The sequence below is a fragment of the Pseudomonas sp. 9_2_1 genome (assembly GCF_059295275.1).
In genome coordinates this window covers 5,002,865-5,029,025 of sequence record NZ_CM181239.1, presented here as the reverse complement: position 1 = coordinate 5,029,025, position 26,161 = coordinate 5,002,865, and the positions used below count along the sequence as shown (strand labels likewise).

At 62.9% G+C, this 26,161-nt stretch carries 22 protein-coding genes; 12 read left to right on the top strand and 10 right to left on the bottom strand.

Annotated elements, in window-relative coordinates; genetic code table 11:
- Positions 1-4 precede the first annotated feature (4 nt).
- On the bottom strand, positions 5-1,609 hold the full coding sequence (gene nadB / locus AC5O5I_RS22795; protein WP_172223529.1) for an L-aspartate oxidase: 1,605 nt from the start codon (positions 1,607-1,609) through the stop codon (positions 5-7).
- 435 nt (positions 1,610-2,044) lie between these two features.
- Between nadB and rpoE the strand changes: the two genes are divergently transcribed.
- The 10 genes from rpoE (at position 2,045) to pdxJ (ending at position 12,014) form a co-directional block, all read left to right on the top strand.
- The gene (gene rpoE / locus AC5O5I_RS22790; RefSeq protein WP_003252049.1) at positions 2,045-2,626 is read left to right on the top strand and encodes an RNA polymerase sigma factor RpoE/AlgU; all 582 of its coding nucleotides are present in this window, start codon (positions 2,045-2,047) and stop codon (positions 2,624-2,626) included.
- A gap of 31 nt (positions 2,627-2,657) precedes the next feature.
- Complete coding sequence (locus tag AC5O5I_RS22785; RefSeq protein WP_172223533.1) at positions 2,658-3,248, top strand: sigma-E factor negative regulatory protein; 591 nt, start codon at positions 2,658-2,660, stop codon at positions 3,246-3,248.
- A gap of 12 nt (positions 3,249-3,260) precedes the next feature.
- Positions 3,261-4,226: a MucB/RseB C-terminal domain-containing protein gene (locus tag AC5O5I_RS22780; protein ID WP_172223536.1), complete on the top strand. Its 966-nt coding sequence runs from the start codon at positions 3,261-3,263 to the stop codon at positions 4,224-4,226.
- A 209-nt stretch (positions 4,227-4,435) separates the two neighbouring features.
- The gene (locus AC5O5I_RS22775; RefSeq protein ID WP_494512785.1) at positions 4,436-5,836 is read left to right on the top strand and encodes a DegQ family serine endoprotease; all 1,401 of its coding nucleotides are present in this window, start codon (positions 4,436-4,438) and stop codon (positions 5,834-5,836) included.
- Positions 5,837-6,016: 180 nt separating this feature from the next.
- Entirely contained in the window at positions 6,017-7,816 is a 1,800-nt protein-coding gene (gene lepA / locus AC5O5I_RS22770; protein ID WP_016498174.1) for a translation elongation factor 4, read from the top strand.
- 5 nt (positions 7,817-7,821) lie between these two features.
- Positions 7,822-8,676, top strand: a complete 855-nt coding sequence (gene lepB / locus AC5O5I_RS22765) for a signal peptidase I (protein WP_172223543.1) — start codon at positions 7,822-7,824, stop codon at positions 8,674-8,676.
- Positions 8,677-8,837: 161 nt separating this feature from the next.
- The gene (gene rnc / locus AC5O5I_RS22760; RefSeq protein ID WP_012273927.1) at positions 8,838-9,527 is read left to right on the top strand and encodes a ribonuclease III; all 690 of its coding nucleotides are present in this window, start codon (positions 8,838-8,840) and stop codon (positions 9,525-9,527) included.
- Positions 9,520-10,422 carry a GTPase Era gene (gene era, locus AC5O5I_RS22755; RefSeq protein WP_172223548.1) on the top strand — a complete coding sequence of 301 codons (903 nt, stop codon included), beginning with the start codon at positions 9,520-9,522 and terminating at the stop codon, positions 10,420-10,422. The genes rnc and era overlap by 8 nt, the downstream gene beginning before the upstream one ends.
- 124 nt (positions 10,423-10,546) lie before the next feature.
- Positions 10,547-11,230, top strand: coding sequence for a DNA repair protein RecO (gene recO / locus AC5O5I_RS22750; RefSeq protein ID WP_172223551.1), 684 nt, complete (start codon positions 10,547-10,549; stop codon positions 11,228-11,230).
- 61 nt (positions 11,231-11,291) lie between these two features.
- A complete protein-coding gene (pdxJ, locus tag AC5O5I_RS22745; RefSeq protein ID WP_175586180.1) occupies positions 11,292-12,014 on the top strand; it encodes a pyridoxine 5'-phosphate synthase in 723 nt (240 codons plus the stop codon).
- 111 nt (positions 12,015-12,125) lie between these two features.
- Here pdxJ and AC5O5I_RS22740 read toward each other — a convergent pair whose 3' ends face one another.
- Positions 12,126-13,508, bottom strand: a complete 1,383-nt coding sequence (locus tag AC5O5I_RS22740) for a heavy metal sensor histidine kinase (protein WP_494511613.1) — start codon at positions 13,506-13,508, stop codon at positions 12,126-12,128.
- The gene (locus tag AC5O5I_RS22735; RefSeq protein WP_172223560.1) at positions 13,505-14,179 is read right to left on the bottom strand and encodes a heavy metal response regulator transcription factor; all 675 of its coding nucleotides are present in this window, start codon (positions 14,177-14,179) and stop codon (positions 13,505-13,507) included. The genes AC5O5I_RS22740 and AC5O5I_RS22735 overlap by 4 nt, the downstream gene beginning before the upstream one ends.
- Positions 14,180-14,437: 258 nt before the next feature.
- Between AC5O5I_RS22735 and AC5O5I_RS22730 the strand changes: the two genes are divergently transcribed.
- The gene (locus AC5O5I_RS22730; protein ID WP_494511612.1) at positions 14,438-14,641 is read left to right on the top strand and encodes a hypothetical protein; all 204 of its coding nucleotides are present in this window, start codon (positions 14,438-14,440) and stop codon (positions 14,639-14,641) included.
- Positions 14,642-14,706: 65 nt separating this feature from the next.
- Here AC5O5I_RS22730 and cmoB read toward each other — a convergent pair whose 3' ends face one another.
- From cmoB to AC5O5I_RS22695, 7 genes are all read right to left on the bottom strand, one after another.
- Positions 14,707-15,663, bottom strand: coding sequence for a tRNA 5-methoxyuridine(34)/uridine 5-oxyacetic acid(34) synthase CmoB (gene cmoB / locus AC5O5I_RS22725; RefSeq protein ID WP_172223566.1), 957 nt, complete (start codon positions 15,661-15,663; stop codon positions 14,707-14,709).
- Positions 15,660-16,403, bottom strand: a complete 744-nt coding sequence (gene cmoA / locus AC5O5I_RS22720; protein ID WP_172223569.1) for a carboxy-S-adenosyl-L-methionine synthase CmoA — start codon at positions 16,401-16,403, stop codon at positions 15,660-15,662. Before cmoA ends, cmoB begins: the two co-directional genes overlap by 4 nt.
- Before the next feature lie 89 nt (positions 16,404-16,492).
- A complete protein-coding gene (locus tag AC5O5I_RS22715; protein WP_172223573.1) occupies positions 16,493-16,885 on the bottom strand; it encodes a protease inhibitor I42 family protein in 393 nt (130 codons plus the stop codon).
- A 108-nt stretch (positions 16,886-16,993) separates the two neighbouring features.
- The gene (gene lon / locus AC5O5I_RS22710; RefSeq protein WP_494511611.1) at positions 16,994-19,411 is read right to left on the bottom strand and encodes an endopeptidase La; all 2,418 of its coding nucleotides are present in this window, start codon (positions 19,409-19,411) and stop codon (positions 16,994-16,996) included.
- A 241-nt stretch (positions 19,412-19,652) separates the two neighbouring features.
- The gene (locus AC5O5I_RS22705) at positions 19,653-22,064 is read right to left on the bottom strand and encodes a glucose/quinate/shikimate family membrane-bound PQQ-dependent dehydrogenase (RefSeq protein ID WP_172230287.1); all 2,412 of its coding nucleotides are present in this window, start codon (positions 22,062-22,064) and stop codon (positions 19,653-19,655) included.
- Between the two features lie 29 nt (positions 22,065-22,093).
- Entirely contained in the window at positions 22,094-23,428 is a 1,335-nt protein-coding gene (locus tag AC5O5I_RS22700; RefSeq protein WP_494511610.1) for a carbohydrate porin, read from the bottom strand.
- A gap of 297 nt (positions 23,429-23,725) precedes the next feature.
- Positions 23,726-25,774, bottom strand: a complete 2,049-nt coding sequence (locus AC5O5I_RS22695) for a TonB-dependent receptor (RefSeq protein WP_494511609.1) — start codon at positions 25,772-25,774, stop codon at positions 23,726-23,728.
- A 164-nt stretch (positions 25,775-25,938) separates the two neighbouring features.
- Between AC5O5I_RS22695 and AC5O5I_RS22690 the strand changes: the two genes are divergently transcribed.
- Positions 25,939-26,160 (top strand): VF530 family protein, encoded by a 222-nt coding sequence (locus AC5O5I_RS22690; protein WP_008093990.1) that lies wholly within the window; start codon positions 25,939-25,941, stop codon positions 26,158-26,160.
- Position 26,161: the final 1 nt, after the last annotated feature.

Genomic DNA, 26,161 nt, shown 5'->3' with positions numbered 1-26,161 from the left:
CCTCTCACAAAGGACTCAGCACCGTATCCCTCGCCTCATCCAGCATTCCCGGGTAATCCAGGGTGTAATGCAACCCCCGGCTTTCCTTGCGCTGCATCGCCGACAAAATCATCAGCTCGGCCACCTGCGCCAGATTACGCAGCTCGATCAGGTCCCGGCTGACCTTGTAATTGCTGTAGAACTCGTCGATTTCGTCCAGCAGCAGGCGAATGCGGTGCTGGGCCCGCTGCAGGCGCTTGCTGGTGCGCACGATGCCGACATAGTCCCACATGAATCGCCGCAATTCGTCCCAGTTGTGCGCAATGATCACGTCTTCGTCCGAGTCTGTAACCTGGCTGGCGTCCCACCCAGGCAAGGCCTGGGGCATCGCCACTTGCTCCAGGTTCGCCTGGATGTCCGCAGCCGCCGCGCGGCCATACACGAAGCATTCCAGCAACGAGTTGCTGGCCATGCGGTTGGCGCCGTGCAGGCCGGTAAAGCTGGTCTCGCCGATGGCGTACAGGCCTGGTACGTCGGTATGCCCGCGGTCATCGACCATAACCCCGCCACAGGTGTAGTGCGCGGCTGGCACCACCGGGATCGGCTGGCGGGTGATGTCGATGCCAAAGCCCAGGCAGCGTTCGTACACGGTTGGGAAGTGGCTCTTGATGAAGTCGGCGGGCTTGTGGGTGATGTCCAGGTACACGCAGTCCACGCCCAGGCGCTTCATCTCGTGGTCGATGGCACGCGCCACGATGTCGCGCGGGGCCAGTTCCTCGCGCGGATCGAAACGTGGCATGAAGCGCTCGCCATTGGGCAGGCGCAGCAGGGCACCCTCGCCGCGCAGGGCTTCGGTAACCAGGAAGCTCTTGGCTTGCGGGTGGTACAGGCACGTGGGGTGGAACTGGTTGAATTCCAGGTTCGCCACCCGGCACCCCGCGCGCCAGGCCATGGCAATGCCGTCGCCGCAGGCGCCATCGGGGTTGCTGGTGTACAGGTAGACTTTGGCCGCACCGCCCGTGGCCAGTACCGTGAAGCGTGCGCCGAAGGTATCTACCTCACCGGTATTGCGGTCGAGCACATAGGCGCCCAGGCAGCGCTCGCCGGGCAGGCCCAGGCGGCGCTCGGTGATCAGGTCGACCGCCACACGCTGCTCCAGCAACTGGATATTCGGGCGCAGGCGGGCCTGGGCCAGCAGCGTGGTGAAAATTGCTGCACCGGTGGCGTCGGCAGCGTGAATGATGCGCCGGTGGCTATGGCCGCCTTCGCGGGTCAGGTGGAACTCGAAGCCGCCGTCGTCGACGCTGTTGTGCTCGTCGCGGGTAAAGGGCACGCCTTGCTCGATCAGCCACTGGATGGCCTCGCGGCTGTGCTCGACGGTAAAACGTACCGCATCTTCATGGCACAGGCCGCCGCCAGCATTGAGGGTATCCTCGACATGCGACTGTACGGTATCGGTATTGTCCAGCACCGCTGCAACACCGCCCTGGGCCCAGAAGGTCGAGCCGTTGGCCAGGTCGCCCTTGCTGAGCACGGCGACGCGCAGGTGGCTGGGGAGGTTCAGTGCCAGGCTGAGACCGGCGGCACCGCTGCCGATCACCAGGACATCATGTTGGAATTGTTGGCTCATGTCGGGACACTAGTAATCTTCGGGAGGGGCACGGCACAATAGTCACGCGCCGATGGCAATGTGAAACTATCGTTAAACTTGGCCGGGTAGCCTTTATAGCAGCCCCGGGTGGCCAATTTCCATGCCGCCCGCCAGTTCGCGACAACCTTTGCGGGAACTTTCCGGTATGCCCGGAAATCCTATGAAGGCTGCCCGCACGCCACAGTTTGCCGCGGCGACGCAGGGTGGCAGGCCTTTTCCGGGCTGTACCTGCGTATTCGAAACCTGATTATCGACGTAGCCGGCCGTGCCCGCGCCGCGTCTTCCGTGCAAGCCGACCAAGGGCTGCAGGAAACTTGCTTGGAGGGGAGAACTTTTGCGCAAAGCCCGAGTCTATGGTTGCAAGCCTGAACGATGGCTGATGCAGCGCTCCTTCGAGTTCACCGAGGAGTGTTCATGCTAACCCAGGAAGAGGATCAGCAGCTTGTCGAGCGCGTGCAGCGCGGTGACAGGCGAGCGTTCGATCTGTTGGTGCTGAAGTATCAGCACAAGATTCTCGGGTTGATCGTGCGGTTCGTTCACGATACCCACGAGGCCCAGGATGTAGCACAGGAAGCCTTCATCAAGGCCTACCGTGCGCTTGGCAACTTCCGCGGCGACAGTGCGTTTTATACGTGGCTGTACCGCATCGCCATCAACACGGCGAAGAACTACCTGGTGTCCCGTGGAAGACGGCCGCCAGACAGCGATGTGAGCTCCGAGGATGCGGAGTTTTATGACGGCGATCATGGTCTCAAGGATCTCGAGTCCCCAGAGCGCTCGTTGTTGCGGGATGAAATCGAAGGCACTGTCCATCGCACCATCCAGCAACTGCCTGAAGACCTGCGCACGGCGTTGACCCTGCGCGAGTTCGACGGACTGAGTTACGAAGACATTGCGAGTGTCATGCAATGTCCGGTGGGTACCGTGCGCTCTCGAATCTTCCGCGCTCGGGAGGCCATAGATAAAGCCCTGCAGCCGTTGTTGCAGGAAACCTGAGACAGCGGCGACAGCCAAGAGAGGAACCGCCATGAGTCGTGAAGCTTTGCAGGAATCGCTGTCCGCGGTGATGGATAACGAAGCGGACGAACTGGAACTGCGTCGGGTGCTGAGCGCCGTCGACAATGCCGAAACCCGTGCCACCTGGTCGCGTTACCAGGTTGCCCGTGCAGCCATGCACAAGGAGCTGCTGCTGCCGAACCTGGATATCGCCTCGGCGGTGTCTGCGGCGCTGGCTGACGAAGCCGTGCCGGCCAAGGTCAACAAAGGCCCGTGGCGCAGCATTGGCCGCCTGGCGGTTGCTGCCTCGGTCACCGTGGCCGTGCTGGCCGGTGTACGTATGTACAACCAGGACGAAATCACCGGCGCCGAGCTGGCTGCCCAGCAACCTGCCCAGCAGGGTCTGAGCGTGCCGCAAGCCCAGGGCCCGGCCGTTCTGGCAGGCTATAGTGAAAGCAGTGAGCAACCGACCGGGCCAATGGCCAACGGCGTGTTGCAGAACCAGGCCGGATGGGATCAGCGTCTGCCAGGCTATCTGCGCCAGCACGCCCAGGAATCTGCGCTCAAGGGCACTGAAACCGCCTTGCCGTATGCCCGCGCTGCCAGCCTGGAAAACCGTTAAGTAAGGAGGATCATGCGCGCGCTACCTCTCCTGTCGCTGCTGATTGGCAGCTGCATGGTGGTGCCAGCATTGGCGGCCAACTCTTCGCCCCAGGCGAATGAGTGGCTGAACAAGCTGGCACAGGCCGAGCAAAAACAGAGCTATCAAGGCTCTTTTGTCTACGAACGCAACGGCAGTTTTTCTTCCCACGATATCTGGCACAAAGTCGTGGACGGCAAGGTCAGCGAGCGGCTATTGCAGCTCGATGGCGCCGCCCAGGAAATCGTGCGCGTGGACGGAAAGGTAGAGTGTGTCAGCGGGGACTTGGTCAGCGGTGTGACAACGCCGCCGGACAATGCCTCGCGTGTGCTTGATCCGCTGAAACTGATGGGTTGGTACGACTTGAGCGTGGCGGGCAAGTCACGGGTCGCCGGGCGCGACGCCGTGATCGTGACGCTCACCCCCCGTGACCAGCACCGCTATGCTTTCGAATTGCATCTGGACCGTTTAACCGGTTTGCCGCTGCGCTCGTTGATGCTCAACGACAAAGGGCAGTTGCTGGAGCGCTTCCAGATGACCCGCCTCGATACCAGTCAGCCGCCCAGCGACAATGACCTGCGCCCCAGCGCTGCCTGCAAGCCGGTGCAGCAGGTTGCGGCCGCTGGCAACGACAGCGTCGCCGGCTGGCGCTCGGACTGGCTGCCGCCCGGGTTCGAGCTGGTCAACAGTTCGGTGCGCCCCGATCCGAAACGCGGGAGCACCGTCAGCAGCCTCATGTACGACGATGGCCTGGCGCGTTTCTCGGTATTCCTCGAATCGGTCAAGGATGATGGCGGCACCGACATGCGCACCCAGCTGGGCCCGACTTCAGCGGTTTCGCGTCGCCTGAACACGCCCAAGGGCAAGGTGATGGTGACCGTGGTCGGCGAAATCCCATTGGGTACGGCAGAACGCGTCGCACTGTCGATGCGCCCCCAGGATGCCCAGGCGCGCCAGTGATGGCGCGCTTTTCGCAATTTTGCCAAGGTGGGCGGACATACGGCTGAAATGAAATTAAAGCATTGTCATTTGCAATCCATCGGCAAATTTTCTATAGGTCAGGCTTTCAGGAGCCTGGCCTTTCCTGCGTTGTGCAGGGGCCTTTCTAAACTACCGCTCGTTGTGACGGGAGTCGTATGTCAACACCACGCTTGAAATCCTACCTATCGATGTTCGCCGCCGTGCTGATGCTCGGCCAGGTGCTCACCGCCCAGGCCGAGGAAGCCCTGCCGGACTTCACCACCCTGGTCGAGCAAGCCTCGCCGGCGGTGGTCAACATCAGTACCAAGCAGAAGCTCCCGGACCGGCGCATGGCCGCCGGGCAGATGCCGGACCTGGAAGGCCTGCCGCCGATGTTCCGCGAGTTCTTCGAGCGCAACATGCCGCAGCAGCCACGCTCCCCGCGCGGTGATCGCCAGCGTGAGGCGATGTCGCTGGGGTCGGGCTTCATCATTTCCAGCGACGGTTATGTGCTCACCAACAACCACGTGGTGGCCGATGCTGACGAGATCATCGTCCGCCTGTCGGACCGCAGTGAGCTGCAGGCCAAGCTGATCGGCACCGACCCGCGTACCGATGTGGCCCTGCTGAAGGTCGAAGGCAAGAACCTGCCGATCGTCAAGCTGGGCGATTCCGAGAAGCTCAAGGTAGGCGAGTGGGTACTGGCCATCGGCTCGCCGTTCGGCTTTGACCACTCGGTGACCAAAGGTATCGTCAGCGCCAAGGGCCGCACCCTGCCCAACGACACCTATGTACCGTTCATCCAGACCGACGTGGCCATCAACCCGGGTAACTCCGGCGGCCCGTTGTTCAACATGAAGGGCGAAGTGGTGGGTATCAACTCGCAGATCTTCACCCGTTCCGGCGGCTTCATGGGCCTGTCGTTCGCCATCCCGATCGACGTGGCGATCGATGTGTCCAACCAGCTGAAGAAAGACGGCAAGGTCAGCCGTGGCTGGCTGGGCGTGGTCATCCAAGAGGTCAACAAGGACCTGGCCGAGTCGTTCGGCCTCGACAAACCGGCGGGTGCGCTGGTGGCGCAGGTACTGGAAAACGGTCCGGCAGCCAAGGGCGGCCTGCAGGTGGGTGACGTGATCCTGAGCATGAACGGCCAACCGATCGTGATGTCGGCAGATTTGCCGCACCTGGTGGGCAGCCTGAAGGATGGCGAGAAAGCCAGGCTCGAAATCATCCGCGACGGCAAGCGCCAGAACCTGGATGTGGCCGTGGGTGCCATGCCGGATGACGATGCCGATATCGGCACCGGTGCCGAAGGCAGCGCCGAGCGCAGCAGCAATCGCCTGGGTGTATCGGTGGCCGACCTGTCCGCCGAGCAGAAGAAATCCCTGGAGCTCAAAGGTGGCGTGGTCATCAAGGAAGTCCAGGATGGCCCGGCAGCGCTGATCGGCCTGCGCCCGGGTGACGTCATCAGCCATCTGAACAACCAGGCCATCGGTTCGGCCAAGGAGTTCACCGAAATCGCCAAGGACCTGCCGAAGAACCGCTCGGTGTCGATGCGGGTGCTGCGCCAGGGGCGTGCCAGCTTCATCACCTTCAAGCTCGCCGAGTAAGCGCGTTCGCAGGGTACAAGGGCAGCTTCGGCTGCCCTTTTTCATGAACGTTCACAATTGCAGGGGCGAATCCTGTGTACAGTCGGACAGAGGAACCTCCCCTATCCCTGCTGTTTAAGGTACAATTCCCGGCTATTTTTCGGCGGGCGTCCGGCTCGCAGCCTTTTCGAGTGTTGACCCGTGAGTGATTTGAGTCATATCCGCAATTTCTCCATCATCGCCCACATCGACCATGGCAAGTCGACGCTGGCCGACCGTTTCATCCAGATGTGCGGTGGCCTGTCGGCGCGCGAAATGGAAGCCCAGGTGCTCGATTCCATGGACCTGGAGCGTGAGCGCGGGATCACCATCAAGGCCCACAGCGTCACGCTGCACTACAAGGCGCAGGACGGCAAGACCTACCAGCTGAACTTCATCGATACCCCAGGCCACGTCGACTTCACCTATGAAGTTTCGCGCTCGCTGGCGGCCTGTGAAGGCGCACTGCTGGTCGTCGATGCCGGCCAGGGTGTCGAGGCGCAATCGGTCGCCAACTGCTACACCGCCATCGAGCAGGGCCTCGAGGTCATGCCGGTGCTGAACAAGATGGACCTGCCGCAGGCAGATCCGGACCGCGTCAAGGACGAGATCGAGAAGATCATCGGCATCGACGCCACCGACGCCGTGGCCTGCAGTGCCAAGAGCGGCATGGGCGTGGACGAGGTGCTCGAGCGCCTGGTGCACACCATCCCTGCGCCGGTAGGCGAAATTGACGCGCCGCTGCAGGCGCTGATCATCGACTCTTGGTTCGACAACTACCTGGGCGTGGTCTCGCTGGTGCGTGTGCGCCAGGGCCGGGTCAAGAAAGGCGACAAGATCCTGGTCAAGTCCACCGGCAAGGTGCACCTGGTCGACAGCGTCGGCGTATTCACCCCGAAGCATACCCAGACGGCTGACCTGAAAGCCGGTGAAGTGGGCTTCATCATCGCCAGCATCAAGGACATTCACGGTGCCCCGGTGGGTGACACCCTGACCTTGTCCTCGACCCCGGAGGTCGAAGTACTGGCAGGCTTCAAGAAGATCCAGCCACAGGTCTACGCCGGCCTGTTCCCGGTCAGCTCCGACGACTTCGAAGACTTCCGCGATGCCCTGCAGAAGCTGACCCTGAACGACTCGTCGCTGCAGTACATGCCGGAAAGCTCCGATGCACTGGGCTTCGGCTTCCGTTGCGGCTTCCTCGGCATGCTGCACATGGAAATCATCCAGGAGCGCCTGGAGCGCGAATACGACCTGGACCTGATCACCACCGCACCTAGCGTGATCTACGAGCTCGAGCTGAAAACCGGCGAAACCATCATCGTCGACAACCCGTCGAAGCTGCCTGACGTCTCGGCGGTCACCGATTTCCGCGAACCGATCGTCACCGCGACCATCCTGGTGCCGCAGGAGCACCTGGGCAACGTGATCACCCTGTGCATCGAGAAGCGTGGCGTGCAGCGCGACATGCAGTTCCTCGGCAGCCAGGTGCAGGTGCGTTACGACATGCCGATGAACGAAGTGGTGCTGGACTTCTTCGATCGTCTCAAGTCCACCAGCCGCGGCTATGCTTCGCTGGACTATCATTTCGATCGCTATCAGTCGGCCAACCTGGTCAAGCTGGACGTGTTGATCAACGGCGACAAGGTAGACGCCCTGGCGTTGATCGTGCACCGCGACAACGCGGCCTACAAAGGCCGTGCGTTGACCGAGAAGATGAAGGAGCTGATCCCTCGGCAGATGTTCGATGTGGCGATCCAGGCAGCCATTGGCGGCCAGATCATTGCGCGGACAACCGTCAAGGCGCTCAGAAAGAACGTACTGGCCAAGTGCTACGGTGGTGACGTCAGCCGTAAGAAGAAACTGCTGGAGAAGCAGAAGGCCGGTAAGAAACGCATGAAACAGGTGGGCAACGTGGAAATTCCACAAGAAGCCTTCCTCGCCGTGCTCAGGTTGGATAGCTAGGTCCTATGTCGCTAAATTTCCCGCTGTTGCTGGTCATCGCCGTCTTCGTCTGCGGTTTGCTGGGCTTGATCGACCTGCTGTTCCTGGCCCCGCGCCGGCGTGCGGCAATCGCCAACTATCAGGGCAGCGTCAGCCAGCCCGAGATGGCGGTGGTCGAACGCCTGAACAAGGAACCGTTGCTGGTCGAGTACGGCAAGTCGTTCTTCCCGGTGCTGTTCATCGTGCTGGTGTTGCGTTCGTTCCTGGTCGAACCGTTCCAGATCCCTTCCGGGTCGATGAAACCGACCCTGGAAGTGGGCGACTTCATCCTGGTGAACAAGTTCTCGTACGGCATTCGCCTGCCGGTGGTGGACAAGAAGGTCATCGAGGTGGGTGACCCGCAGCGCGGTGATGTGATGGTGTTCCGCTACCCGAGCGACCCGAACGTCAATTACATCAAGCGTGTGGTCGGCCTGCCGGGCGACCAGATCCGCTATACCAACGACAAGCGGCTGTTCGTCAACGGCCAGCCGATTGCCGAGCAACTGGTGGGTACCGAACCGGGCACCTTGGGCAGCGCCGAGCTGTACAAGGAAAAGCTCGGCGAGGCCGAACACCTGATCCGCAAGGAAATGAGCCGTTATCGCATGCCGCCGGACCAGCAATGGACCGTACCGGCCGGCCATTACTTCATGATGGGCGACAACCGCGACAACTCCAACGACAGCCGCTACTGGGATGATCCGAACATTCCCAAGGAACTGCACGGCATGGTTCCGGACCGGAACATCGTCGGCAAGGCCTTTGCGGTCTGGATGAGCTGGCCAGAGCCCAAGCTCAGCCACCTGCCCAACCTGTCGCGGGTTGGTCTGATCCATTGATACCCTTCGGCGCTGTCCAGCAGACAGCGCCGAATGCATTTCTGACATAGGCTGTGTTCTCAGGGATCGGGAGATTCGCCGTGTTTCGCGGCGTACCACAGCCAAACAGTCTTTCAGGATGTTGATTTGAACAACGCGTTGAACAACCAACGGGTGGCCGCATGACTGCTTCCCTTGCCCGTCTGGAGCGAAAGCTCGGTTACACCTTCAAGAACCAGGACCAGATGCTCCTGGCCCTGACCCATCGCAGCTATGCCGGGCGCAATAACGAGCGCCTGGAGTTTCTCGGTGACGCCATTCTCAACTTCGTCGCCGGCGAAGCGCTGTTCGAGCGCTTCCCGCAGGCCCGTGAAGGCCAGTTGTCGCGCCTGCGAGCGCGGCTGGTCAAGGGCGAGACTCTGGCCCGCCTGGCCCGTGGTTTCGACCTGGGCGAATACCTGCGCCTGGGTTCGGGTGAGCTCAAGAGCGGTGGTTTCCGCCGCGAGTCGATCCTGGCTGATGCCCTGGAGGCGCTGATCGGCGCCATCTATCTGGACGCAGACATGGACACGGCACGCGAACGTGTGCTCGCCTGGTTGGCCGACGAATTCGAAGGCCTGACCCTGGTCGACACCAACAAGGATCCGAAAACCCGCCTGCAGGAATTTCTGCAATCGCGCAGCTGTGAGCTGCCGCGTTATGAGGTAGTGGATATCCAGGGTGAACCGCACTGCCGGACCTTCTTCGTCGAATGCGAAGTGGTGCTGCTGAACAACAAGAGTCGTGGCCAGGGCGTTAGCCGGCGTATTGCCGAGCAAGTTGCCGCCGCGTCTGCACTGATCGCCCTGGGCGTGGAGAATGGCAATGACTGATAACACCCCGACCCGCTGCGGCTACGTAGCCATTGTCGGCCGCCCCAATGTCGGCAAGTCGACCCTGCTCAACCACATCCTCGGCCAGAAGCTGGCGATTACCTCGCGCAAGCCGCAGACCACCCGCCATAACATGCTCGGTATCAAGACCGAGGGTGATGTGCAGGCGATCTACGTCGATACCCCCGGCATGCACAAGGCCAATGACAAGGCCCTGAACCGCTACATGAACCGCACTGCATCGGCTGCCCTGAAGGACGTCGATGTGGTTATTTTCGTGGTCGACCGTACCAAGTGGACCGACGAGGACCAACTGGTGCTGGAGCGTGTGCAGTACGTGACCGGCCCGCTGATCATCGCGGTCAACAAGACCGACCGCATGGAAGAGAAAGCCGAGCTGATTCCGCACCTGCAGTGGCTGCAGGAGCAACTGCCGAATGCCGAGGTGATGCCGATTTCTGCGCAGCAGGGGCACAACCTCGAAGCGCTGGAAGCGCAGATCGCCAAGCACCTGCCGGAGAACGACCACTTTTTCCCCGAAGACCAGATCACCGACCGCAGCAGCCGCTTCCTGGCTGCCGAGCTGGTTCGCGAGAAGATCATGCGTCAGCTCGGTGCAGAGCTGCCGTACCAGATCACCGTGGAAATCGAGGAGTTCAAGCAGCAGGGTCATGTGCTGCATATCCACGCGCTGATCCTGGTCGAGCGCGACGGCCAGAAGAAGATCATCATTGGTGACAAGGGCGAGCGCATCAAGCGCATCGGCTCCGAGGCGCGCAAGGACATGGAAGTGCTGTTCGACTCCAAGGTCATGCTCAACCTCTGGGTCAAGGTCAAAGGCGGCTGGTCCGACGACGAGCGCGCCTTGCGTTCGCTGGGCTACGGCGACCTGTAACTCCACCTGACTGCTCAGGTTACTCTGTGGGAGCGGGTTTCCCCGCGAATGCGTCAGTGGATTCACCACCGCATTCGCGGGTAAACCCGCTCCCACAGTTGTTTGTGAATAGTAGAGATCGCACATGGATCAAGTTGTCGGCCAACCGGCCTACGTCCTGCATAGCCGTGCCTACAAGGAAACCAGCGCGCTGGTGGACTTCTTCACCCCGCAGGGCCGCGTACGTGCGGTGCTGCGGCGGGCGCGGGGCAAGGGTGGCAGCCTGGTGCGGTCATTCGTGCCGTTGGAGGTAGAGCTGCGCGGACGCGGCGAGCTGAAGAACGTCGGGCGCATGGACAGCGCCGGTATTGCCGCCTGGCTGAACGGCGATGCACTGTTCAGCGGGTTGTACCTCAACGAGCTGCTGATGCGCCTGTTGCCTGCCGAAGCGCCGTTCCCGGCACTGTTCGAACACTACACCCTGACCCTGCAAGCGTTGGCCGCCGGTCGTCCGCTGGAGCCGCTGCTGCGTTCCTTCGAATGGCGGCTGCTGGACGAACTCGGGTATGCGTTTTCCTTGGCGCATGACGTCAACGACCAGCCGATCGCTGCCGACGGCTTGTATCGCTTGCGTGTAGATGCCGGCCTGGAGCGGATCGAGCTGGTGCAGCCGGGCCTGTTCCGTGGCACTGAGCTGCTGGCCCTGGCTGAAGCCGATTGGGACGCCCCTGGCGCCTTGTTGGCAGCCAAGCGCCTGATGCGCCAGGCATTGGCGGTTCACCTGGGGCCGAAACCGCTGGTCAGCCGGGAACTGTTTCGCAAGCGCTGATCACGACGTATGCTGTGGGGCTCATACCTCAGGAGAGCCTTTCGTGACTCACAGCAACCGCATGCTTCTAGGCGTAAATATCGACCACGTGGCGACCCTGCGCCAAGCCCGGGGCACGCGTTACCCTGATCCGGTCAAGGCCGCCCTGGATGCCGAGGAAGCCGGTGCCGATGGCATCACCGTGCACCTGCGCGAAGACCGCCGGCACATCCAGGAGCGTGACGTGGTGCTGCTCAAGGATGTGCTGCAGACCCGCATGAACTTCGAGATGGGCGTCACCGAAGAGATGATGGTCTTTGCCGAGCAGATCCGTCCGGCGCATATCTGCCTGGTACCCGAGACCCGTCAGGAGCTGACCACCGAAGGTGGGCTGGATGTGGCGGGCCAGGAGGCACGGATCAAGGCAGCAGTAGAACGCCTGGCACGTACCGGTGCCGAAGTGTCGCTGTTCATCGATGCCGACGAGCGGCAGATCGAGGCGTCGCGCCGCGTGGGCGCGCCGGCTATCGAGCTGCATACCGGGCGTTATGCCGATGCGCAAACCCCGAGCGAAGTGGCTGAGGAGCTGAAGCGTGTCGCCGATGGTGTGGCGTTTGGCGTGGGGCAGGGGTTGATCGTCAATGCTGGCCACGGGCTGCATTACCACAACGTCGAGGCGGTGGCGGCAATCAAGGGCATTAATGAACTGAACATCGGTCATGCACTGGTGGCGCATGCACTGTTTGTTGGTTTCAAAGCCGCTGTGGCCGAGATGAAGGCACTGATCGTCGCGGCTTCGCGCTGACAGGTAGGCTGCCTGTTCGGGCCCATTCGCGGGTAGACCTGCTCCCACATGGCGTTATACAAGCCATGTAGCAGCGGGTTTACCCGCGAATGGGCCCGAACAGGCGGCAGCTTACTCAGCAGGAAACACCAGGGTAAACCGCGTAGGCCCTAAGGTTTCGCTGTTCACTTCGACCCGCCCACCATGCAACTGCATGATCGACTTGACGATCGCCAGCCCCAGCCCTGTGCCTCCCTCCAGCCGCGAGCGCCCCGAACCTACCCGGTAAAACCGCTCGAACAAGCGCGACTGGTGTTCTGCTGCAATACCAGGCCCCTGGTTTTCCACTGATAGCCGAACTTCACACCCCTGGCGTTCGATTCGCAACTCCACAGGCTTGTCCTCAGGGCTGTGCCGAATGGCGTTGCTCAACAGGTTCGACAACGCTCGCTGAAAACTCAGGCGGTCGGCCAGTGCTGTCCCCCAGCCCTGCAAGTGCAACTCGATACCCTTTAGCTCGGCACTGAATGCGAACAACTCGCTGACGCGTGACGCCTCATTGGCGAGCGCCAACGGCTTCAGCGCCACCTGCGCTTGCGGCTGGCTGACCTGGGCAAGAAACAGCATGTCGTTGATGATGCGATTAAGCCGGGTCAGTTCCTCGACGCTGTCCTCCAGCACTTCCCGGTAGTTGGCGTTGTCGCGTTCACGCGCCAGGGTCACCTGGGCCTTGCCCATCAGGTTGCTCAGCGGTGTGCGCAACTCATGGGCGAGGTCGTCGGAGAATTGGGACAACTGACGCACGCCCTGGTCGAGGCGGTCGAGCATGATGTTGATGCTGCGCGCCAGCTCCGCCAGTTCCAGCGGCAGGCCGGCGACAGGCAGCCGGTGCTGCAGGTCCTGGGCCGAAACCTGTCCGGCAATGCGCCGGAACCGGCGCAGCGGCTTCAGGCCACGTTGCATCAGCCACCAGGCACCGGCGCCGATCAGCACCAGCAACAGTGGCAGGGCCAGCAGGGTCGAGCGTAGATAGGCCTGGAGCAGGTCCTGGTCGTCGGCGCGGTTGAGCGACATCATGACCCGCACCGGGGTGTCGTCGCGCAGGCGCATCTGGCGGGTGACGGTGAGGATCTGGTTGCCGCTGCTGTCACGCCATTCGTGGAAATTCAGGCGCATGTCGGTGTGCAGGTCGCCGACCCGCGATTCCACGGCAGGGCCCAGACTGAGCAGGTGTGGGTGGCGCCCGTCGAGGGCGAGTACGTTGAGGCTGAGGTTGTCGTGGCCCATCACCAGGTCGAGCAACGGATGGGCACGGCTGCCCAGGTCCTCGCTGCGCAGGTCGACGCGCAGGTTGTGCTCGACCTGCAGCATCTTGCGGGCCAGGTCCTTGCGCGCGCGGCTGTCCAGTTCGTGCTCCAGCGCGAACACCGCCAGGCAGGCCAGCAGCAGCACCAGTGCGGCGCCCATCAGGGTCACGCTCAGTCCCAGGCGAAGCGACAGGCTGGCGTTTTTCAAACGCGTGCCTCGAGCACATAGCCAACGCCACGCAGGGTATGGATCAGCTTGTTGTCGAAGGGGTCGTCGATCTTCGCCCGCAAGCGCCGAATCGACACTTCGACCACATTGGTGTCGCAGTCGAAGTTCATGTCCCACACCAGCGAGATGATCTGCGTCCGGGACAGCACCTCGCCGGTCTGGCGCATCAACAGGTGCAGCAAAGCGAATTCCTTGGCGGTCAGGTCGATACGCTGCCCGGCGCGGTAGGCGCGGTGGCGGCCCGGGTCCAGCTCCAGGTCGGCAACACGCAGGGTGCCGGGCTGCATTTGCTGGTCGTTGCGGCGCAACAGGCTGCGGATGCGTGCCAGCAGCTCCGGGAATTCGAAGGGCTTGAGCAGGTAATCGTCCGCACCCAGGTCCAGGCCTTTGACCCGGTCGGCCAGGCGGCCGTGGGCAGTGAGCATCATGATGCGCGTGGTCGATTCGGCGCGCAGGCGTTGGAGCACGGTCCAGCCATCGAGCTCGGGCAGGTTGACGTCGAGGATGACCAGGTCGTAAGGCTGTTGACGGGCCAAGTGCAAGCCGTCGGTGCCGGTGTGGGCGCAGTCGACCACGTAGCCGTTCTCGCGCAGGCCCTGTTGCAGGTAATCGGCGGTACGCAGTTCGTCCTCGATGATCAGTAGGCGCATGAGGGGGCTCGGGATGATGAAGAGAGGGGATTTTCCACCCTGTAGTGACATCAGGGTCAAGGCCCGGGATGTTACGGCATGAGTAAGGGCCTGCGGTGCAGATAACGGATTTGTAATCCTGGCGTTATCTGGCTGTCTGTTCGGCCCGAACAGGCAACGCATGGCCACATTGCAGGACTGTAATCCCGGCCTCACCTTGCCGTTAGCTAACCCTCGCTAGGATGGCCCCATCTGATCGGTTATCACGAGGCGACCACGATGAACCTGACCAAATACTTGCTGTTGGCCACCCTTGCCCTGGGCAGCGCCAGTGTCTACGCCGAGGGCGGTGGGGAGCGCTCCAGAGAGTTCTGGCAAGCCTTCCGCGAAGACCAGCAGCGCCTGTACGGCGACAGGCAACCGGCCGTTGCCGAGCGTGAGCGCAAGGCGCAGGAGAAGGCCCGCGAGGTGGCCAGGGACTGAAGTAACAGCACCTGCGTCGCGACAGCTCCTCGCCGCAGGTTCAGGCGCCCAACCGGGCGCCTTTTTTATTTGCGCGCCAGCAGGGTGGCGCGGCGCGGCGCCGGCAGGCCTTCGATGGTCTTGCTGTGGTCGTTCGGGTCGAGGAAGTCGCCCAGCGACTGGTAGCGCATCCACTCGGTGCTACGCTGCTCCTCGACGCTGGTCACGCTCACGTCGACGCAACGCACATCGCTGAAGCCGGCACGCCGCAGCCAGCGTTCCAGCGCCGGTACCGACGGCAGGTACCAGACATTGCGCATCTGCGCGTAACGGTCCTCTGGCACCAGCACTTGCTGCTCATCGCCCTCGACCACCAGGGTTTCCAGCACCAGCTCGCCACCTTTGACCAGGCAGTCCTTGAGCGCCAGCAGGTGCTCGATCGGCGAGCGGCGATGGTAGAACACGCCCATGGAAAACACCGTGTCGAACCCTTCCAGGTTGGCGGGCAGCTCTTCCAGGGCGAAGGGTAGATGCCAGGCTGGCAGGTCCGGCAGGTACTGCTGCACGGCCTGGAACTGGCAGAAGAACAGCCAGTTGGGGTCGACCCCGACTACCATGTCGGCGCCGGCACCGAGCATGCGCCACTGGTAGTAGCCGTTGCCACAGCCGACATCGAGCACACGTTTGCCCTTGAGGTCCAGGTGCGGGGCGATGCGTGACCATTTCCAGTCCGAACGCCATTCGGTGTCCACGTGCACGCCAAACAGGTCGAACGGCCCTTTGCGCCATGGCGACAGGCCCATCAGTGCCTGGTGCATCCGGGCCCGGGTGGCGTCGTCGCAGTCGCAGTCCAGGCGCAGCCCGTTGACCAGGTCGATTTCGCTCGGTTGCAGGGCGGGCAGGGCATCGAGCGCACCGCGCCAGCGGTCGAGGTCACCGTGGCCCTTCTCCAGCTTGGCTTCCAGTTGCGCTTGCAGGCCTTGCGACCAGGAAGCCAGGGGCGTACCCGCCAGGCGGCGGACGAGGGGGGACAGATCGATCATGGCAGGGCTATCAACGAGGCAAAGTTAAGGCATTGGAACCAGGGCACCACTTTCGAGAAGCCGGCGGCGTGCAGGCGTTCCTTGTGGGCTTCCAGCGTGTCGGGCTTCATCACGTTTTCGATGGCACTGCGTTTCTGGGCAATTTCCAGTTCGCTGTAGCCATTGGCCCGTTTGAAGTCCAGGTGCAGTTCGTTAAGCAGGTCCTGCTCGTCATCATCGGCGAAGCGCAGTTTTTCCGAGAGGATCAGCGCGCCTCCGGGCAACAGCGCCTGGCGGATGCGGCCAAGCAGCTGCAGGCGCTGGTCGGGGGCGATGAACTGCAGGGTGAAGTTCATCGCCACCACCGAAGCAGGCTCGAACGGCAGGGCGAGGATATCGGCATCCAGTACCTGAACTGGCAGCAGCTCCTGGAACATCGAATCCTGGGCAACCAGGTACTGCCGGCAACGCTCGACCATGGCCGCCGAGTTGTCGACCGCGATCACCCGGCAGCCGTCGGCGCGCACATGCCGGCGCAGCGATTGGGTGACGGCACCCAATGACGCGCCCAGGTCGTACAGCGCGGTGTTCGGCTGGGCGAAGCGCGCAGCCAGCACCCCGAGGTTTTCGACGATGGTCGGGTAACCGGGCACCGAACGCTTGATCATGTCCGGGAACACGCGCACCACGTCCTCGTTGAAGACAAAATCGGGCACCTGCTCCAGAGGCTGGGCGAAGAGGCGGTCGGGTTGTTTGCTCACGGTGAATCCAGGCGGCTGGCGATATGCAGGGTGCGCATTCTAGCCAAACTGTCGCCAGGATGCATGGTTGGCTGACCGGCGCTGCCCGTTCAGTTGACGCGCACCACGCAATCGAAGGTTTGCACTGGTGCTACGTCTCGGGCCCAGGGTTGCTGATAGACCAGCAACAAGTGGCCCTCGCCCGCGGTGCTGGCCTGGTAGCGCCAGGTGGAAACACCCGAGCTGCCTACCACGCCTACCTCATCGGGGGCGCTGTACACCTCCGGGCCGAGGCTGCGCAAAATGTTCGAAGCCGGGTTTTCGATGCGCCAGCGGTAGCCGGTGGACGGGTTGCTGGGCAAGGTGAGCGTCAGTGCCTGGCCAACCTGCAGGCGGATGGGGCATTCGCTTTCGGCGTCCAGCTCGATCGGGTTGGTGGGCTGTTGGGCACAGGCAGAAAGCAGGGTAAAACTCAGGGGAACGAGCAGACGAGGGACGGTCATGTTGGCTCCGGAGGCTGGGAATGGCCTGAGGATAACCGATGCGGGTGAGGTTTTGTGTTGCCGGTGCCGGCCTCTTCGCGGTCAAGCCTGCGAAGAGGCCGGTACGGGTCAGAACAGCACTTTGGCCACGTCGGCGAAGCGCTTGGCGAAATGTACCGTCAGGCCGTCGCGCAGGTAGTCGGGCAGCTCCTCATAGTCGCCGCGGTTAGGCTCCGGCAAGATCAGCTCGAAGATCTTCTGCCGCCGGGCGGCAATTACCTTCTCGCGCACCCCGCCAATCGGCAGCACCTGGCCGGTGAGGGTCAGCTCGCCGGTCATGGCCACGCCTTTCTTCGGCACCTGGTCGCGAGCCAGCGACAGCAGGGCGCTGGCCATGGTGATGCCGGCGCTCGGGCCGTCCTTGGGCGTGGCGCCTTCGGGAACGTGCAGGTGGATGAAGGCTTCGTTGAAGAAGCTCGGGTCGCCACCAAACTGCTTGAGGTTGGAGCTGACATAGCTGTAGGCGATTTCAGCCGATTCCTTCATCACGTCGCCCAGCTTGCCGGTCAGCTTGAAGCCACGGTTGAGGGTATGGATGCGGGTGGCTTCGATGGGCAGCGTGGCGCCGCCCATGCTGGTCCAGGCCAGGCCAGTGATGACGCCTTTGCCGGCCAGCACCTGCTCGCTGCGGAATACCGGCATGCCGAGGGTGGTTTCCAGGTCCTTGGGGCCGATCTTGATCTTGGCAGCCGGATCTTCCAGCAGCTTGACCACGGCTTTGCGAACCAGTTTGCCCAGCTGCTTTTCCAGTTGCCGCACCCCGGCCTCGCGGGCATAGCCCTCGATCACCAGGCGCAAGGCGCTGTCGCTGATGGCGAGGCTGGTCTTGGCCACGCCGGCCTTTGCCAACTGCTTGGGCCACAGGTGGCGCTTGGCGATGGCGAGTTTTTCTTCGGTGATGTAGCCGGACAGGCGGATCACTTCCATGCGGTCGAGCAGCGGCCCGGGGATCGAGTCGAGGGTGTTGGCGGTGCACACGAACAGCACTTTGGACAGGTCCAGGCGCAGGTCGAGATAATGGTCGAGGAAGTCGACGTTCTGCTCCGGGTCGAGGGTTTCCAGTAGCGCCGAAGCCGGGTCGCCCTGATAGCTCTGGCCCATCTTGTCGATCTCGTCGAGCATGATCACCGGGTTCATCACTTCGACATCTTTAAGGGCCTGCACCAGTTTGCCGGGCTGGGCTCCAATATAGGTGCGGCGATGGCCCTTGATCTCGGCTTCGTCACGCATGCCGCCGACGCTGAAGCGGTAGAACGGCCGCCCCAGCGACTCGGCGATGGACTTGCCGATGCTGGTCTTGCCCACGCCGGGCGGGCCCACCAGCAGCACGATCGAGCCGCTGATCTCGCCTTTCCAGGCACCCACGGCAAGGAATTCGAGGATGCGTTCCTTGATGTCGTCAAGGCCAGCGTGGTGCTGATCGAGGACCTTGCGCGCGTGCTTGAGGTCGAGTTTGTCTTTGCCGTAGACGCCCCACGGCAGGGCGGTGGCCCAGTCCAGGTAGTTGCGGGTGACGGCGTATTCGGGCGACCCGGTTTCGAGAATGGCCAGTTTGCCCATCTCTTCATCGATGCGTTTGCGCGCCTGCGGCGGCAGGGTCTTGCCTTCAAGACGCTGCTCGAACTGTTCAAGGTCGGCGCTGCGGTCGTCCTTGGTCAGCCCCAGCTCTTGCTGAATGACCTTGAGTTGTTCCTTGAGGAAGAATTCGCGCTGGTGTTCGCCGATCTGCCGGTTGACCTCGGCCGAGATCTCGTTCTGCAGCCGCGCCACTTCCACTTCCTTGCGCAGCATGGGCAAGACTTTTTCCATGCGTTTGAGCATGGGTACGCAATCGAGCACTTCCTGCAGCTGGCTGCCGGTAGCGGACGTCAGGGCGGCGGCGAAGTCGGTGAGCGGCGACGGGTCGTTGGGACTGAAGCGGTTGAGGTAGTTCTTCAGCTCTTCGCTGTACAGCGGGTTGAGCGGCAGCAGCTCCTTGATCGCGTTGATCAGCGCCATGCCGTACGCCTTGACCTCGTCGGTCGGGTCGGCGGGTTGACGCGGGTATTCGACTTCGACCAGGTAGGGCGGACGGTGATGCTTGAGCCAGGTGCGGATACGTACCCGGGTCAGGCCCTGGGCGACGAACTGCAGTTTGCCGTTTTCCCGGCTGGCATGGTGCACCTTGACCAGCGTGCCGTACTGCGGCAACGCCGAGGTGTCGAAGTGGCGATGGTCTTCTGGCGGGGTGTCCATGAAGAAAAGCGCCAGGCAGTGATCGGGTGACTTGGCCACCAGGTCGAGGGTTTCGGCCCAAGGTTCTTCGTTGACGATCACCGGCAGCACCTGGGCCGGGAAGAACGGTCGGTTGTGGATCGGAATCACGTAGACCTTGTCCGGCAACTGCTGGCCGGGCAGGGCGAGGGCGTGGCCAGGTTCGGCCTGGGTGGTGTGTTCGACTTCGCTGTGTTCTTCGGGGTGTTCCGGGAAATCCTGCTGGTCGCTCATGGGGCACCTGCGTGAATGACTATGGTGCTTAGATGGGGCGCGGGGGGATGGGTTTCAATGGTAGACGAAGGCAGCAGGGAAGGCTTTCATCTTTGCTGGCCCGTACCGGCCTGATCGCCGGCAAGCCAGCTCCCACACGTATCGCGCAGCTTTCAAGGCCTGCGCAGTACCTGTGGGAGCTGGCTTGCCGGCGATCAGGCCGGTACAGGTGAATGAGCCCCTGAAGAGGGGCCCGGTAGCATTACTCGGCCAATTTGTAAGCGATGATGTAATCGCCCATTTTGGTACCCAGCGAGCCATGCCCGCCGGCAGTCACCAGCACGTACTGCTTGCCGTCCTTGCCGGTGTAGGTCATCGGTGTGGCCTGGCCACCCGCTGGCAGGCGGGCTTTCCACAGTTCCTTGCCATTATTGGTGTCATAGGCGCGCAGGTACTGGTCCAGCGTGCCGCTGAGGAAGCCGACGCCACCGGCGGTGACGATCGAACCGCCCATGCTCGGCACGCCAACCGGCATGCCGATAGGTACCGGGGTGCTGTCACGGGTAGTGCCGTTCTTGTGTTTCCACACCACCTTGTTGGTGAACAGGTCGATGGCGGCCACATAACCCCAGGCCGGGGCCTGGCAGGGTACGCCCAGTGGCGACATGAACGGGTGCATGGTCACGGCATACGGCGCGCCGGTGTTCGGCTGCACGCCGCTGGTCTCGCTTTCGCGCTTGCTGCCTTCGGCCACTTGCTCGCGCGGGACCATCTTCGACACGAAGGCCATGTAGTTGGGCGAGGTGAACAGCAGCTGACGCACCGGGTCGACCGACACGCTGCCCCAGTTGAACACACCGACGTTGCCCGGGTAGATCAGCGAGCCCTGCTCGGACGGCGGGGTGTACTGGCCTTCGTAGCGCAGTTCGCGGAACTGGATGCGGCACAGCATCTGGTCGAACGGCGTGGCGCCCCACATGGCCTGTTCGGTCAGGTCCGGGCCAAGCAGGTTGAGGTCGGAGCGGGCCTGGGTGGGTGAAGTGTGGTCGCCCTTCACCGCGCCCTGCGGGGTCGGGATTTCACGGATCGGCACGATCGGCGTACCGTCGCGGCGGTCGAGCACGTACAGGCTGCCTTGCTTGGTCGGCACGATGATCGCCGGTTTCACGCCGTCATTGGTCTTCAGGTGGACCAGAGTCGGCTGGCTGCCAACGTCCATGTCCCACAGGTCGTGATGGGTGAACTGGTAGTTCCAGCGCGCCTTGCCGGTGGCCAGGTCCAGGGCGACCACGCCGGCGCTGTACTTCTCTGCACCCGGGGTGCGGTCGGCGCCCCATTGGTCGGGGGTCTGGTTGCCCAGCGGCAGGTAGATCATGCCCAGGTCTTCGTCGACGCTGGCGATCGACCACATGTTGGCCGAGTTGCGGCTATACATCTTGCCGGGGGCCAGTGGCTTGGTGTCGTCCGGGTTGTTGCTGTCCCAGTTCCAGACCAGGTGGCCGTCATGCACATCGTAGGCGCGGATCACGCCGGACGGCTCGTTGGTCGACTCGTTGTCGGTGACATGGCCACCGATGATCACCAGGTCACGGGTCACGGCGGCAGGCGAGGTGGAGTAGTAGCCGCCGGCCGTGAACGGGCCGATGCCGGTGGTGAGGTCGATCACGCCCTGGTTGGCGAAGCCTTCGCAGACCTTGCCGTTGTCGGCGTTGATGGCGATCAGGCGAGCGTCTGCGGTCGGCAGGTAGAGGCGGCGCGGGCAGGCCTGGGCCACGGCCTGGCCAGCGTCGGTGATTTTCGGTGCCGGGCTGCCGTCACGGCTGACGTAGCGGTTTTCGTCATAGTACGAAACGCCGCGGCAGGTCATGTGGGCGAAGCCTTTGAAGGTGCCGACCGGGCTCTTGACCTGTGGGTCGTAGCGCCAGATTTCTGCGCCGGTGTCCGGATCCAGTGCCAGCAGGCGGCTGTGCGCGGTGCAGGCGTAGAGCATGCCGTTGACCTTCAGCGGGGTGTTCTGGTTGGTCAGCTCCACCGGGTCATTGTCGGTCGGCAGGTCACCGGTGCGAATGCGCCAGGCTTCTTCCAGGCGATACGCATTCTGCGGGGTGATCTGGCGCAGCGGCGAGTAACGGTCGCCATGCTCGGTGCGGCCGTAAGCCTGCCATTCGCCGTCGGGCATGGCCGGTGCGGCACTGGCCATTTCGCTGCTGTCGCGGCCCACTTCGCCAAACACTTCACCGGGGTGGGTGAACTGGCTGCCCAGGGCGCAAGCACCCGACGCGACCACGGCAACGCCGAGCAGTGCAGTGTTGGCTTTGCTGCCTGGGCCGATCAGCGGGCGACGTGCCCACGGCAGCAACAGCACCACACCGATGGCGAACCAGATGGCCAGGCGCGGCACCAGCTGCCACCAGTCCAGGCCCACTTCCAGCAAGGCCCACACGGTGCTGCCCAGTAGCACCAGGCCGTACAGGCCGAGGCCGATGCGGCGCTGGGCCAGCAGCAGGATGCCGGACAGGGCAAAGCCGATACCGGCGATCAGGTAGTACAGCGATCCGCCCAGCTGGCTCAGCTTGATGCCGCCGGCCAACAAGGCCAGGCCCATCAGCAACAGCAACGCGCCGATCAGGCGCGGTAGCCAGCGGCTTCCATTGTTGGCACCTTCAGTGCTCATCGTAGGTTCTCCGTCAGGTCAAAAAGGGGTTAGAAACTGCTCTGGATCTTGAGGCCGCCGACCAGGGCGCCATCGACCTGCGACACCCCGCCCGGGTGGCGGATGTACTGCAGGTTGGGGCGTACCGTGAGCCAGTCGGCCAGGTGGATGCCGTAGTACAGCTCGGCGCTGTACTCGGTGTCCTGCACCGGCAGGAAGCCGGGGTTGTCATAATCGTCGAGGCCGGCGGCCTGGTTGGCCAGGCGGGCGTTCTTGCGATAGGCAGGGTTGACGTGCACGCGCGCGAGGGCGAAACCGATGTCGTCCTTGGCGCGGGCGTCGAAAGGCCCTTTGTATACCAGTCCTGCCTGCACATAGTTGTCGATGGCATTGGTCTTCTTGTCATGCACCGTGGCGTTGGCGAACAGGCTCAGGCCACGCGACTGGTCGGACGCCAGCGAGGTCACCTGCTGCTGGGCGCCGAGCCACAAGCCGTGCTTGCTCGAGCTGCTGCGGTAGGCGGCGCCGCTAAGGGCTGCCGGCTGGCCGCTGCTGTCCTTGAGAACATCTTGTGCCTTGGCATTACTGTAGTAGTAGCCGGCGCGATATTCCCCTTTCAGGCCTTGGATACGTGGGCTCCATACCAGTTCGATCGGCATTACGGCACCCTGGGTGCCGCTGCCGCTGAGCTTGAACCCGTTGCCCGATTCGAGGTTGGACGGATTCTGCTCGAACACCCCGACTTGGGCATAGAGTGCGTCGCTGAGGTTGTAGCGCACGCGCAATGCCCACTGGCTGACCGGCCAGTTGTACCAGATGCCACCTACCCAGTTGCCCACTTGCGAGCCGCAGAACGCCAGGTTCTGGAAGTCGCAGGGGAAGCTGTTGAAGTCCTCGCCTTCGCCGAAGCGGCCGAATTTCACGTCCAGCGCGCCGTCGAAGTACTTCTGCTTGATCCACATCTGCGTCAACCGCCAGGTTTCGCCACGGCCCCAGACTTCCTGGGCCGAGGTGAAGCCACCCACGCGCGGGTCGTTGATGCGGTCGTTGCTGATGTTGTCGCCGTGGCGCTCGGTAATGGTCAGTTGGAATTCGGAGTCTTCCCAGCCGAGGATCTTTTCCAGGTCCAGGTGGCTACCGAAGGTGAACTGGTCGCTGTAGCGCGCGGTGCGGTCGTGGTCGTAACCGCCGTGCAGGTTGCTGCCCATCTCGCCGGTGTAGCCGAGGGTGAAGTCGTAGCCTTTTTCCAGCAACTGGCTGCGGGTGCCGCCCCAGTCGCCGAGCATCCACGGGGAGTCGCTGGCGAACATTTCAGTGGCGCTGGCGGGGGTTGCCAAGGCGCCGAGGGCAAGGCCGATGTAGCAGGGTTTGGGCAGTTGGAACATGAGATAGCGCTATCTTTTGATTATTGAAAAAATGGCAAGCGTATCGAAGAGCGAGCTCCTCAATGGATAGGACGACAAGTTGGGGTCGATGAAGCGTTTCAGCTTGCGGCGGGGAGGATATAGCGGAAGTTGTAAGAAAAAAAGACAAATTGTCGCAGTGGATTGTTGCGGGTTTGGCAACAGTCCTGGTATTTGCGGGATGTACATAACCTGTGGGAGCGGGTTCACTCGCGAATGCGGCGGTGGCTCCACCATTGCATTCACGGGTGAACCCGCTCCTACACAGGCCGCGTCTGATCAGAAGGTGGTACGCAAGCCGACCTCCACACTACGCCCAGGGGCTGGCGCGATATCCCGCAGGATCGAACTGGCGTAGCGCACGGTCTGGTCGGTCAGGTTCTCGCCGCGCACAAATGCCAGCCACTGGCTTTGGCCGATGTCGAAGCGATAGCCGACGCTGGCGCCCAGGGTGGTGTAGCCATCGGTGCTGGTTTCATTGGCCGGCTTGCGCTGCTGCGAGGCGGCATGCTGGACATCCACCCGAGCCTGCCAGCGATCCAGCTCCCAGACCAGTCCACTGTTCAGCCGTAGCGGCGCGATGCGGGGCAGCGCCTCGCCACTGTCGAGGTTCTTGGCCCGGGTGTAGTCACCGGACAGCTCCAGGGCGAAGCTGCCATAGCGGTTCTCGGCCAGCTGCCAGCGGTCTTGGGCCTCGATGCCGTAGAAGCGCGCCCGCACGCCCTGGTACTGGTATTCCGGGAAACCGTCGTGGTCATGATCGTGGTCGTGATCATCGTCGTCATGGCCGTGGTCATGCCCGCCCTCGCGCAGGTTGCCGGTGCCGATCAGGCCGATGTAGTTGCGAAAGTGGCTGTAGAACACCCCGACACTGCCCTTGTGGGTGCCATTGTCGAAGCGCAGCGCGAGGTCGGCGGAAATGGCCTTTTCCTTGTTCAGGCTGGCGTCGCCCACTTCATAGGCACCGGTGGCCACGTGGGCACCATTGGCGTACAGCTCGTAGAAGGTCGGGGCGCGTTCGGTATAGCCCAGGTTGGCGGCCAGCGACCAGACCGGGTCGAGCTGGTACACCGCACCCGATGACAGGCTGAAGGCGTTGAAGCTGCTGGCGCTGTCGGCGTTGACGAAGTTCTCGTTGCCCTTGGCGTCCGGGTCGACCCGGGTGTGCTCCATGCGCGCGCCCAGGCTCAGGTTCAGGCGCTCGGTGGCCTGCCACTGCTCCAGCATGAACAGCGCCAGGCTGTCGGTATCGGTGTGCGGGACAAACGCTTCCTCGCCCAAGGCCGAGAACTGGTTGCGGCTGACCTGGGCCCCGATCACCCCTTCTACCGGCCCGAGCGGTTGATGACGGGCTTCGATGCGCGCTTCGTAGCCCTTGTTCTTGAACGTGGTGTGGACCTCACCTTCTTCTATTTCACTGTGCTCGTAGTCGGTGTAGCCGGCGTCGACCTTGATCGAACTGAACGGGCCGTTCAGGTCACGCAGCTCGGAGGCGAAGGCGTAGTGGTCCTGTTGCATGTCCAGGCGCACACCGGGTTCGGCCACTGAGCCGTAGTTGCTGTCATAGCGGCTGTACGACAGCCCGGCGTAACCATGATCCCAGTGGTAGGCGCCGCCCAGTGCGCCACCGTCCTGGCGGCCGTCACTGTTCTCCAGGCGGTGCTTGCTGCCGGGCTCTTCGGCATCGCGCACCTTGGCGCTACGGGCATAGCCGGGAATGCGCAGGTCGTTGAACTGGCGGCTGTTGGCATCCAGGTGCAAGGCGAAGGCACCGTTGCCGGCCTCCAGCTTGCCGGCGCTGCTGCGGGTGGTGTCGGCGCCGCCGTAGCGCAGCTCACCGGCACCGTGGATGCCCTCGATCGGCGCGTCCGGGATACGGTTGTCGAAGGTGTTGACCACGCCGCCAATGGCGTTGCCGCCGTACAGCAGGGCGGCGGGACCGCGGACGATTTCGACCCGGTCGACGGTTACCGGGTCCAGTGGCACGGCATGATCGTAGGAAAGCGACGAGGCATCCAGGGCGCCGACGCCATTGCGCAGGATGCGAATGCGGTCGCCGTCCAGGCCGCGGATTACCGGGCGGCTGGCACCAGGGCCGAACCAGGTCGAGGCGACACCGGGCTGCTTGTTCAGGGTTTCACCGAGGCTGCCATGCTGCTGTTGCAGCAGGTTGTCGCCTTCGAGCACGGTGCTGGGAGCGGCCAGTTGGCTATTGCCCAGCGGGTTGGCGGTGATGACCTGGGGTTCGAGTTCCACGGCCTGGCTGGGTGATGCGGCAAGCCAGAGCGCGACGGTGAGAGAGGAGAAGCGAAGGGGTGAATACAGCATGGGGGTCGGGCGTTCCTTGGCAGATGCTTTCATAGTGTTACAAGATAACATAACTATTTCAGCATAGAGGATTTGCGCCTGGCCAGCGATTTTTCTGTCGACCCGATTGATCCCACCCGCCACTACACTCGTGTAAGGTGCGCATCTTTCCTACGGAGCACAGCATGAGCACGGCCCAACACAACGCGCTGCACGGCAAGACCCTCGAACAGATCCTCACCGAACTGGTGGCGCACTACCAATGGCAGGGGCTGGCCGAGCGCGTCGATGTGCGCTGCTTCAAGAGCAACCCGACCATCAAGTCGAGCCTGACCTTCCTGCGCAAGACACCGTGGGCGCGGGAAAAGGTCGAGCAGCTGTACGTGAAGCTGCAGCGCCAGGCCTGAC